Here is a 12,860-nt window from a genome sequence, read left to right on the forward strand (position 1 = left end):
AGTGGGAAAATGATAACTGAACAACTGCACATTTCATTAAATAATCCAATCATGTCCAACCACAAGGTATATGGACAAGCGTTATTACCCGGCCTTGCTTATATAGATTTAATCTACCAAGTATTCCAGGAACATGGTTATGCATACCAAGAGCTTGAATTAAAAAACCTGACCATTTTTTACCCTTTGATCGCAGATGAGTCATATGACATTGCCCTGACCATTCACGTGTCTGAAAGAAAGGAAGGGACATGGTCCATCATCATCGACGGACAAAAACAGCATGGAGAATCACTATCTGACAAGAGACAATATGTGACTGCTGACATGCATAGTAAAGAGCAAACCGCTTTTACCGAATCAATAGACCTTAATCAGTGGAAAAGTACAGCTGACAGGATTCTGAATTTAGATGAAATCTATGAACAATGCCGTTCTCAGGAGTTAGTCCATACCGGCATGATGAAGGCAAAAGGGCGGATTTATGAAACCAAAGAGGGTGCTTTAATTGATTTAGCAGTTGGACAGGAAGCCCTGCGCCATTCTGAAGCTTTTCTGTTTCATCCGACGCTTATTGACGGCAGCGGCATAGGTTCAAGCTGCCTGATCTCAGATCAAACGATGTACCTGCCATTGTATTATGAATCGTTTTCTGCTTCAGAACGATTGCAAAAAGGATGTACAGCACGGATCCTCTCCTCATCTGTGCGCCAAAAGAAAGAGCTCACTTATATGACGATTGAATATTTTAATTCATCAGGACAAAAAGTGGCCGAGCTGAAACAATTTGCAGGCAAGTCTGTACGGAATATGTCAGCCTTTCATTCTTCAAGAGAAATTCAAGAAGAAAGAGATGCTGTCTCTCAGAACATCAGTCGGGACTATCCCGCATTTGAAATGTATTTGCGTCAGTTGCTTGCTAAGCAGCTTGAAAGGCCGGCAGAACAAATGGATATCCACGCTGGGTACTATGAGCTTGGTCTGGATTCTCCGTCATTGCTTACCGTGGTTCAGGAAATTGGAGATAAGGTTGGAGCGGATCTTGCTCCGACACTGCTGTTTGAATTTACAACAATTGCAGAACTAGCTGCTCATCTTGCTGATCACTATTCAATTGGAGAGGCGGACGATGCTGTCCGCCAATCTCCTTCACCAATTGATGGTGTTACCTCTTCACCAGAGATCGGGGAGGACATTGCCATTATCGGAATGGCGGGACGCTATCCTAAGGCAAAAAACATACAGGAATTTTGGGAACAGCTTAAAGCGGGTACCGACTGCATCACAGAGATTCCAAACTCACGCTGGGAATGGAAAGAAAACAATGGACTGGATTCACCTGCAGGCAAGCCGCTCTCGAAATGGGGCGGGTTTATCGAGGAGGCTGATTGCTTTGATCCTCAATTTTTCAGAATCTCTCCGCGTGAAGCGGAAATGATGGACCCTCAGGAACGGTTATTTTTAGAGACGTGCTGGGAAGCTATTGAAGATGCGGGTTATACACCAGAGACAATTGCTGCACCGCAGGGAGAAAATAAAAGACAGCATGTCGGTGTGTTTGCCGGCGTAATGCATAAGGACTATTCCCTTATAGGGGCTGAAGCTCTATCAGAACACAATCCATTTCCTTTATCGCTGAATTATGCGCAAATCGCCAACAGGGTCTCTTACTATTGTAATTTCCACGGCCCAAGCTTGGCGGTGGACACGGTCTGCTCTTCCTCATTAACTGCGGTTCATCTGGCAATAGAGAGCATCCGGAATGGAGAATGCGAGGCCGCGCTTGCCGGAGGCGTCAATTTGTCATTGCATCCGGCTAAATATATCAGCTATGGCAGTGTAGGAATGCACTCAAGTGACGGCTATTGCCATACTTTCGGCAAAGGCGGAGATGGCTACGTATCTGGAGAAGGTGTCGGGACAGTATTGCTAAAACCGCTGCGAAAAGCTGAACAGGACGGTGACCGAATCTATGCTGTCATCAAAGGCAGTGCGATCAATCATGTAGGAAAAGTAAGCGGAATTACAGTACCGAGCCCGGTAGCTCAAGCTGATGTTATCGAAGCGTGTCTAGAAAAAACAGGAATTGATCCGCGCACCATCAGCTATGTTGAAGCCCATGGCACTGGCACCTCATTGGGAGATCCGATTGAAATACAGGGGTTAGTAAAAGCTTTCAGCCGCAATACACAGGACAAGCAATTCTGTTCAATCGGTTCTGTGAAATCAAATATTGGCCATGCTGAAGCTGCAGCCGGCATTAGCGGCTTAACGAAGACTGTCCTGCAGCTGCATCATAAAACCTTGGTGCCGTCATTACATTCAGCAGAGCTGAATCCTTATTTGAAGCTTGATCAAACCCCATTTTTTGTCCAGCATGAAACAAAGGAATGGGCGCAGACATCTTTTACAGAAAACGGGGTGGACGTCACATATCCCCGCCGCGCCGGTTTAAGTTCGTTTGGCGCTTCAGGATCAAATGCGCATCTTATTTTGGAAGAATATATTCCGGCAGAGAGCCATTCAGAGACGATTTTAACGAAAAATGAAGAAATAGTGATACCTTTGTCTGCGAGAAACAAAGATCGTCTGCAGGCTTATGCTCTTAAACTTCTTGATTTTCTTAGCGAGGACGTCAATCTTTTAGCGTTAGCTTATACCATGCAGGCAGGACGGGTTGAAATGGAGGAGCGTGCGGCCTTCATCGTAAAAGACATAAAAGATTTAACGGCTAAACTTCGGGCGTTTGCCAATGGCGAAGAAGAGATCGAGGGCTGCTGGACGGGACGAGCCAAGGAGAATCAGGAGGCGGCTGGGCCAACTTCGGTAAATGCGCTGAATAACCATTTGACAACAGACAGCGAAATGATGGAAATGGCGAAAGCATGGGTTCAAGGAAAGCGAGTCACCTGGGACGACCTATACGGCGATCGCAAGCCGCTTAAAATCAGTGTTCCGACCTATCCGTTTGCAAGGGAGCGCTACTGGATCCCGGTTCCTGAAATGAAAACCAGCACTGTGAATCATATCTTACATCCGCTGGTGCACCGCAATACATCAGACTTTACTGAGCAGCGCTTTAGCTCTGTATTTACAGGCACGGAATTTTTCCTTTCAGATCATGTTGTACAGGGACAGAAGATTTTGCCGGGCGTTGCCTATTTAGAAATGGCAAGGGAAGCAGCGGAAAAAGCTGCAGGCGATCTGGACGGCGAACAAAGAGTGGTGTCGCTTAAAGACATTGTGTGGGTGCGTCCTATCACGATAGAAAGTGAACCAAAAGAAATACATATTGGCCTTTTTCCTGAGGATAACGGGGACATTTCCTTTGACATTTATAGCAGCTCTGAACATAAAGAAGAAGCCCTGACGATACACTGCCAAGGCCGCGCTGTCATTTCAGATGAAGCGGACACTTCCATTTTAAACCTTTCATCAATACAGACAGAATGCAGTTTGGACACTGTGACGTCAGAACAATGCTATGCAGCGTTTCGAAAGATTGGGCTTGACTATGGAGAGGGCTATCAAGGGATTGAAAAAGTCTATGTCGGCAAAGATCAATTGCTTGCAAAAATCTCGTTACCCGCTTTTCTAAAAAACGACAAGCAGCATTTTACGCTCCACCCGAGTTTGCTGGATTCCGCGTTCCACGCCACGGTCGGTTTTATCGTTAGCTCAGTCAATGCCACTGGACAAGCTCAGACGCTGTCTCTTCCATTTGCGTTGCAGGAGGTTGATATTTTCAGCCCATGTCCAGAGAAGATATGGTCTTATATTCGATATAGTTCAGACAGTAAAGCGGAGGACAAAGTCAGAAAGTATGATATTGATTTATGTGATGAGAACGGACACGTTTGTGTGCGAATGAAGGGTGCCTCGATGCGGGCACTTGATGGAGAGCGGCATTCAAGGTCTCAACTAGTAACTGATTCTCAGCTGACCGGGCATACGATGATGATCCCCGTCTGGGAACCGGTTTCTTCAGATACGGAGGATAATGCTTCGTTTGCTGGTACACGAGTTGTTTTATGCGGTGCTGCTGAAGCTGATCGGGCATTAATAAAGCATCATTATCCGCAAGTTTCCTTTATCGATATCCGGCCTGCAGATGACATTGAGGGAATAGCGGACAAACTGCAAGCGTACGGAAGCATTGACCATGTATTGTGGATTGCCCCGTCACACCGGGGAAGTCTAGGTAGTGATGGACAAGGAGAAGCTGTTCTTCACTTATTTAAGCTTGTGAAAGCATGCCTGCAATTAGGCTATGGCGAGAAACAACTTGAATGGTCTCTTGTGACCGTCCAAGCGCAGCCGGTTACGCAACATGAGGCAGTACAACCCGCTCATGCAAGCATTCATGGGCTTGCCGGCACAATGGCAAAGGAATATCCACACTGGAAAATCCGTCTTCTCGATCTTGAAAAAGGCTGCACATGGCCGGTAAATCACATGTTTGCGCTCCCAGCTGACCGCCTTGGCCATGCTTGGGCCTATCGTAATCAGCAATGGCATCAGCAGCAATTGATCCCATATCGGCACTCACTGTCAGGCGACACGCTATATCGGAAAGGCGGAGTCTATGTGGTCATCGGAGGAGCCGGGTATATCGGAGAGGCATGGAGTGAGTACATGATCCGCCGCTACCAGGCGCAAATCGTTTGGATTGGGCGAAGTCAACTTAATGCTGCCATCCAGTCAAAAATAGACCGACTTTCGGCGCTTGGCAATGAGCCTTTCTACATTGCAGCCGATGCAGCCGATAAGCATTCATTGCAGCAGGCTTATGATCAAGTGAAAATGCGCCATCCTCATATTCACGGGATTGTTCACTCTGCGATGGTTTTATTTGAGCAAAGCCTGGAAAAAATGAAGCCGGAAGAATTCACCGCTGGACTGGCGGCGAAGATCGATGTCAGTATTCGGATGGCCCAAGTGTTCCGCCAGGAGAATGTAGATTTTGTTTTATTCTTCTCTTCGCTTGTAGCCCATATCAAAAATGTGAAGCAAAGCCATTATGCCTCTGGCTGTACATTTGCAGATGCTTTTGCTCACCGGCTTTCTCAGAGCTGGGCATGCCCTGTAAAAGTCATGAACTGGGGATATTGGGGGAATAGTGAAGCAGCTGAGGATGAACATTATGTACAGCTCATGAATCAAATCGGCTTAGGTTTAATTGAGCCTGCGGAGGCTATGAAGGCGCTGGAAGCACTGATTTCTGGGCCAGTCAGCCAAACAGCTTTCATTCATACGACAAAGCCTGTAGCAGTCGAAGGCGTGAATCAGAATGAATTCATCACTCTTTATCCAGAGCAACCTTCAGCAGATGCAGAGAGCCTGATGGAGCGTCTGCCGACTACGGGACGATTTCAAAGAGTGACACATGAAGAGCTTGATGATCTTCTTTACAGGCTGTTGTTAGGACAGCTGCAAACGGCCAGGCTGTTTGATGGTTATACATTATCGGTTGAACGTCTTCAACAATATAAGACTCGTGAATTTTATGGAAAATGGATTCGGCAAAGCAGCGAATTTCTCTTGCAGCATGGCTATCTTAAGAAAGTTGGAGATTCATTGGTGAGGAAGGACCAAGCAGAGGATATCGAGCTGCTTTGGCAAGAATGGAATGCGAAAAAAGAAAAGTGGCTTAAAGACAGCGAGACAAAGGCGATGGTTGTATTAGCAGAGGCCATGCTGAAAGCATTACCGGATATTTTGACAGGGAAAGTCCCTGCAACAGATATCATGTTCCCGCATTCCTCGATGGAACTGGTGGAAGGCATTTATAAGCATAACCAAGTGGCAGACTATTTTAATAAAGTGCTTGCCGATACATTATTAGCTTATCTGGATGAACGTCTGAAGCACGACCCTGAGGCATCGATTCGCATTATGGAAATAGGCGCAGGCACAGGCGGCACGAGTGCCGGAATCTTTGAAAAACTGAAACCATATCAAAAGCACATCAATGAATATTGCTATACAGATCTGTCTAAAGCATTTTTGCTGCATGCAGAAAAGGAATATGGGGCGGAAAATCCGTACCTGACATATCAGCTTTTTGATGTGGAAAAACCGATTGACCAGCAGGAATTTGAAGCGGGAGGCTATGATGTCGTCATTGCCGCTAATGTCCTTCACGCAACAAAAAATATCCGTCAAACACTGCGGCATACAAAAGCAGTAATGAAAAACAACGGAATGCTGCTGCTGAATGAAATGGCGGGAAACAGCCTGTTCCCTCACATCACCTTTGGTCTTTTGGAAGGCTGGTGGCTGTATGAAGATCCTGCAGTGCGGATTCCCGGCTGTCCAGGCTTACATCCTGACAGCTGGAAAGCGGCACTTGAAAGCGAAGGCTTTGAATCTGTCTTTTTCCCGGCCGAGGCGGCACATGATCTGAGTCACCAAATCGTCGCAGCCTCAAGCAACGGGCTGGTTCGCCGTATGATGAAAAATGTGATCTTGCCGGAGAAGGTTGTTTCACAAGCGTCTAATCAGGAGCCAGCCTACATTCATACCATAGATTCAGAGGAAGCTGGACAATCAAAACATGCTCTCCTAAGAGAAAAAAGCACAGAATATATGAAAAAACTAATCGGGGAAACGTTGAAAATTCCTGCAAGCAAAATTGAGTCATCTGAACCGCTTGAAAAGTACGGGATTGATTCTATCGTTGTTGTCCAGCTGACGAATACATTGCGCAAAGAATTTGACCATGTAAGCAGCACTTTATTTTTCGAGTACCAGACCATTGACGCATTAGTGGATCATTTCATCAAAACAAAAACAGAAGCGCTGATGAAATTAACAGGTCTTGACCGTCAAGTTCAACAACAGACACCGGCCGAAAGCAGAACCCAATCCTCACAGAAACCTGATCAGGCCGCTAAAAGAACACGGCGCTATCGCAAGCTTGGCTTCAGCGGGGAGAAAGAAACACCGACAAACACTCTTGTAAGCCGTGACGTTGCCATTATCGGCATTTCTGGACGCTATCCTCAGGCGGAAACAGCAGAAGACTTTTGGAACAACCTAAAAGAAGGAAGAAATTGTATTGAGGAAATTCCGAAAGATCGCTGGGATTGGAAAGCTTATTACGATAAAGAAAAAGGAAAAGAAGGATCAATTTATACGAAATGGGGCGGATTTATCAAGGATATGGACAAGTTTGACCCATTATTCTTTCAGATTTCTCCGCTTGAGGCAGAAAGAATGGACCCTCAGGAGCGATTATTTCTGCAAACCGCTTATGCAAGTATTGAAGACGCGGGATACACGCCTGACTCGCTCTGTTCAAGCAGAAAAATCGGCGTCTTTGCCGGAGTCATGAACAAAAATTATCCGACCGGCTACGGCTATTGGTCTATCGCCAACAGAATATCCTATTTACTGAATTTCCAAGGCCCGAGTCTTGCAGTCGATACAGCCTGCTCATCCTCCCTGACAGCGATTCATTTAGCGCTGGAAAGCATCTATAGCGGATCGAGTGATTGTGCCATTGCCGGCGGTGTCAATTTAGTTGTCGACCCGGTTCACTATCAGAATTTATCTGTCATGAATATGCTCTCTGCTAGTGATACATGTAAATCATTCGGCGATGATGCAGATGGATTTGTCGACGGTGAAGGCGTAGGCGCCATTGTGTTAAAGCCGCTGCAGCAAGCAATAACGGACGGTGACCATATTTACGGTGTGATAAAGGCAAGTGCCATTAATAGCGGAGGAAAAACAAATGGATACACGGTTCCAAATCCTCATGCACAGGCACAGGTAATTAAAGAAGCAATGGAGCGCGCCGACATTCCTGCCCGAACCATCAGTTATTTAGAGGCGCATGGAACAGGCACTGCATTAGGAGATCCGATTGAGATAGCGGGGTTAACAAAAGCATTTGAGAAAGATACGCAGGAGAAACAGTTTTGTGCGATCGGCTCCAGCAAATCAAATATCGGTCATTGTGAAAGTGCAGCCGGAATTGCAGGGCTGACAAAAATACTTTTTCAGTTTAAATATAGCCAAATTGCACCATCATTGCATGCTCAGCGGTTGAATCCGAACATCGAGTTCAGCCATACGCCATTTGTCGTTCAGCAGCAACTTGGTGAATGGAAACGCCCGGTGATTGGCGGGCAAGAGGTGCCTAGGCGCGCTGGCTTGAGCAGTTTTGGCGCCGGAGGGTCCAATGCCCATATCATCCTGGAAGAATATATTCCAAGAACGGGGACGCAAACGCCGAAAGACCATCCTCCAGCGCTGATTGTGCTGTCGGCCAAAAACATGGAACGCTTGCAAGAAAAAGCGGAACAGCTGCTTACAGCCATCAAACAAAAAAGGTACCGCGAAACAGACCTGATCAGGATTGCCTATACCTTGCAAACAGGCCGTGAAGCAATGGAGGAACGGCTGGCCTTTATAGCGGAATCACTAGAGGATCTTGAGAGAAAGCTGAACGATTTTATCGAAAACAAAGCAGACAGCCTGTATCTGGATCGCATCGATGATAACAAAAAAGCGTTAGCAGTCTTATCAGCGGATGAGGATACGGAAAAAATCATAGAAGCATGGATGAGCAAAGGGAAATACACGAAACTGCTGGATCTTTGGGTGAAAGGCTTGTCTTTCGACTGGGGCATGCTGTACGGCACCCAAACGCCTGTCCGGATCAGTCTTCCGGCATATCCATTTGCAAAAGAACGTTACTGGGCACCAGGCGCGGCAAAGGCTCCGGCGTCTATAGAACAGGATCATGATCAGCAAACAGAAGAACCTTTCAAGGTTATGACTTTTCAAGAAGTGTGGAAAGAAGAGTCGGCTACTCTCACATCGAAACGTATCAAAACGCTCATCTGTTTTCTGACTGAAAGAGAAAAGCAAAACGCATTTGCTTCAGCCCTGAAAAACGTTGATCAAGACACTAAGGTCATTTTTATATCACAGGGCGAAGTGTACAGCAAACAGTCTGAATATAGCTACCAGATTGTGCGGCAAGAACCCGTTACTTTAGAAAAGGCCTTCCAGAGCATTAAAGAAGAACTTGGAGAACCAGATGCAATCCTCTATATGTGGCCTATGGAAGACAAGCGCTGTATAAAGGACCATTCCTGTATTGTTTACCTATTACAAGGTATGTCCGCAGCAAAGCTTCATCCTTCACGGCTGCTGCTGGCAGGATGTTTTGAAGATGGTCTTGACAGAAGCTATCTGGAATCATGGATTGGCTTCGAACGTTCACTCGGGCTTGTCCTTCCGCACACAAAAGTGACTGGAATCTTTCAGCCGGCGGAACAAGGATCGATGGATGATTGGACACGTAATATATGGGCAGAATTACAGGCTTCAGCTGAACAAACGGTTTTGTATCAGAATGCGAAACGATATGTAAATCACATTGAACAGACAACGATACAACCGGACGACAGCAAATTGAAGTCTGGCGGTACTTACCTGATTACAGGCGGTGTAGGAGGGCTTGGTTATTTATTTGCCAAGCATTTGGCCAAAAACTATGCCGCAAACCTGATTTTGACAGGGCGGTCGCCTTTTAATGATGAGAAGCAAAAGCAAATAAAAGAATTAAATGATCTAGGCGGCGAAGCGATGTATGCAGAAGCCGATGTGTCTGATCCTATCGCAATGGGAGACTGCGTAAAAAGAGGGAAAGACCGATTCGGTGCCATCAACGGTGTCATTCATGCAGCCGGAATCGAAAGCGACTCTGCTATTTTTGACAAAAAGATCGAAAGCTTCCAGCGCATCATTGAACCGAAAATCAACGGCACGATAGCGCTTGATGAATGGCTTAAAAATGAAGTCCTTGATTTTATGTGTTATTTTTCTTCTTCTTCTGCGGTTTTAGGGGATTTTGGATGTTGTGATTATGCGATTGGCAACAGGTTTCAGATGGCTTACGCACAATACAGAAATGAGCTGCATAACGGTAAAACGTTTGTCATCAACTGGCCTGTATGGAAGGATGGCGGAATGAAGATCGGTGATGAGGAAACAACGGATATGTACCTGAAATCAAGCGGCCAACGCTTCCTAGAAGCCGAGGAAGGCATCCGTATGTTTGAGCACATCCTAGCTCAGCAGGATGCTCAGCATCTCGTCATAGCCGGTCAGCCCAGCCGTGTCAGCCGATTTTTAGGAATGACTGAACCAGCTATTCCAGAACCGGCCACTCAAGCCCCTCTAGCGCAAGAAAACAAGGATGAGGTAAAAAAGTTAAGCGTTGAAAAGCGTTTAGAACACGACTTGAAAGAGCATATTCACACATTGCTTAAGATTTCAAAGGACAAGCTGAATTTGAACAAAAATTGGGCCGACTTCGGATTTGATTCAATCTATTTGGCTAAATTTTCGAATGTGTTATCAAAGCATTTCAACATCGAAGTGACACCGGCTTTATTTTTCGGCTATTCGACTTTACAAGAATTGATCGGCTTTTTCTTAACCGATCATAAAGAGCTGATTGAAGCATTTTACCGGGATGATGCATCAGAAGCGCAAAAGCCCCCTGAAGCTTATGCAGCAATTCCTGTAGCTTTAGAACCAGAAACCAGTAAAAAAAGCATTCGGCAGGTTCACGATGAGCCTATTGCCATTATCGGCATGAGCGGCAGGTTCCCTCAAGCTGATTCGGTCCATGAGCTGTGGGATAATCTGAAAAACGGTAAATCGTGTATCTCTGACATCCCGGGCGAACGCCGGGACTGGGGGAGAGCTAACAGAGATCCAGAAAAAGCAGTGCCAAGGTGGGGTGCATTTTTGAAGGACATAGACCGGTTTGATCCGCTGTTTTTTCAAATATCGCCTAAAGAAGCCGAAAGCATGGACCCGCGCCAGCGCATTTTTCTAGAGGAAGCATGGCACACGTTTGAAGACGCCGGCTATATGGGAGATCGGATAAAAGGAAAATCCTGCGGTGTTTATGTAGGTGTGGAAGAAGGGGAATATGCGCATCTAACCGGAGATACGGATTACATTAACGGAACACAAAACGCCACATTGTCTGCGAGAATAGCATACGCATTGGATTTAAAAGGGCCTAATATGGCTTTGACAGCAGCATGTTCATCTGGACTGGTGGCGATTCACCAGGCATGTTCAGCTCTGCGTCAGGGGGATTGTGAAATGGCTTTAGCGGGCGGCGTCAGCTTGAATATTTCTCACATGTCTTTTGAGGCGCTGACAAGGGCCGAAATGCTGTCTCCGAACGGACAATGCAAAGTGTTTGACCAGGATGCCAATGGTCTTGTGCCAGGTGAAGCGGTGGCTGCTGTTCTCTTGAAACCATTATCAAAGGCAATTGAAGATAAAGATCATATTTATGGCTGCATCAAAGCCAGCGGCGTGAATTACGATGGCAAAACCAACGGCATTACTGCGCCAAATCCTTTTAGCCAGGCAGAATTGATCGAAAACATTTATGAAAAAAATGAAATCAATCCGCTCGATATTCAATATGTGATGGCGCACAGTACCGGCTCGAATCTTGGTGATCCGCTTGAGGTCCAAGCGTTAACGAGCGTGTTCAGCAAACATACGAAGCAGAAGCAATTCTGTATGATCAGCTCAATTAAACCTTTAATCGGACATACATTTGCAGCGTCAGGAACGGTTGCTTTAATCAGTATGCTGATGGCTATGAAAAACCAGATCATTCCGGCCACTCATCACTGTGAATCGGAAAACCCGTATATTCCGTTTAAAGAAAGCCCATTTGTGCTTTGCAAAGAAAACCGTTCGTGGATCAGGAAAAATCAGAAGCCGAGGATGGGAACGATCAGCACGACTGGAATCAGCGGCACCAATGCACATGCAGTCATTGAAGAATACATTCCGGATGATCAGCCGTCCACACAGCGGCATCAAGGGTCACCGCAGATCATTGTGATTTCAGCCCAAAATGACGATCGGCTTCAGGATGCTGCCTGCCGCATGATTGCGTATCTGGAGCAGAATCATAACCTTTCTTTACCTGATGTGGCATATACGCTTCAGGTTGGGAGAAAAGCCATGGAAGCAAGGCTCGCGATCGTTGCAAACAATCAGAAGCAATTGGTGCGAAAATTGAAGGAATATGTGGAAGCAATGAAGAATGGTGGGGTATCAGGCCAACAGAGATCCCTTTATACAGGATATACAGAAGGGATTTTAGAAGAACAAGATGAAGCAGTTCTGCAAGCTCTCGCAAAAGAAAGAAATTTGGAAAACATCGCGGAATGCTGGGTGAAAGGATATCAGATTCCTTGGGAACTCCTTCATGATGGCGATCACGTTCGGATGGTTTCTTTACCTGGTTATCCATTTGCAAGGGAACGGTATTGGATTTCGTCAGGCACTCAGCAATCAGAGGCCGTTAAACAGCATTCACAAGATATGAAAACAGAGATTGACGAGCCGAATGGCAAAACCCATATTCAAAAGATCATTGTTCAATTTTTAGCACGAGAATTGGGCATATCTGAGGATCGAATCAATTTCAAAAGAAACTTCCTGGATTATGGGATGGATTCAATTCTTGGCCGAAAATTGATGCGGCATATCGAAAAAACCACGCAGCTGAAGATGGCCGGCCGGGAAATCCTTGAATGTCAGACAGTCCAAGCTCTATCTGACCATTTGGCCTTAAAAGCGGAAAAACAAAATCATAGCGCAGCAGCACATCACATAAAGGGCACGTATACAGACGAGCAAATCATCGGATTGATGCAAGAGGTGGCGCTAGGGAAATTGGATTTTAAGAGTGTGCAAAACATCATAGAAGGGAGTAAATCGTATGAATCATAAAGAAATTCTCGATGCCTTCAGATCAGGAGAATTAACCATTTATGAGGTGGAAGAACATCTTA

1 protein-coding gene is annotated in these 12,860 nt (G+C 45.9%); it reads left to right on the top strand.

What is annotated here, in order from left to right; all coding sequences use genetic code 11:
• Positions 1 to 9: 9 nt before the first annotated feature.
• Entirely contained in the window at positions 10 to 12,798 is a 12,789-nt protein-coding gene (gene pksM / locus FB592_RS09915) for a polyketide synthase PksM (protein WP_141949469.1), read from the top strand.
• Positions 12,799 to 12,860: the final 62 nt, after the last annotated feature.

The sequence above is a fragment of the Bacillus sp. SJZ110 genome, assembly GCF_006715455.1.
GTDB lineage: Bacteria > Bacillota > Bacilli > Bacillales > Bacillaceae > Bacillus > Bacillus subtilis.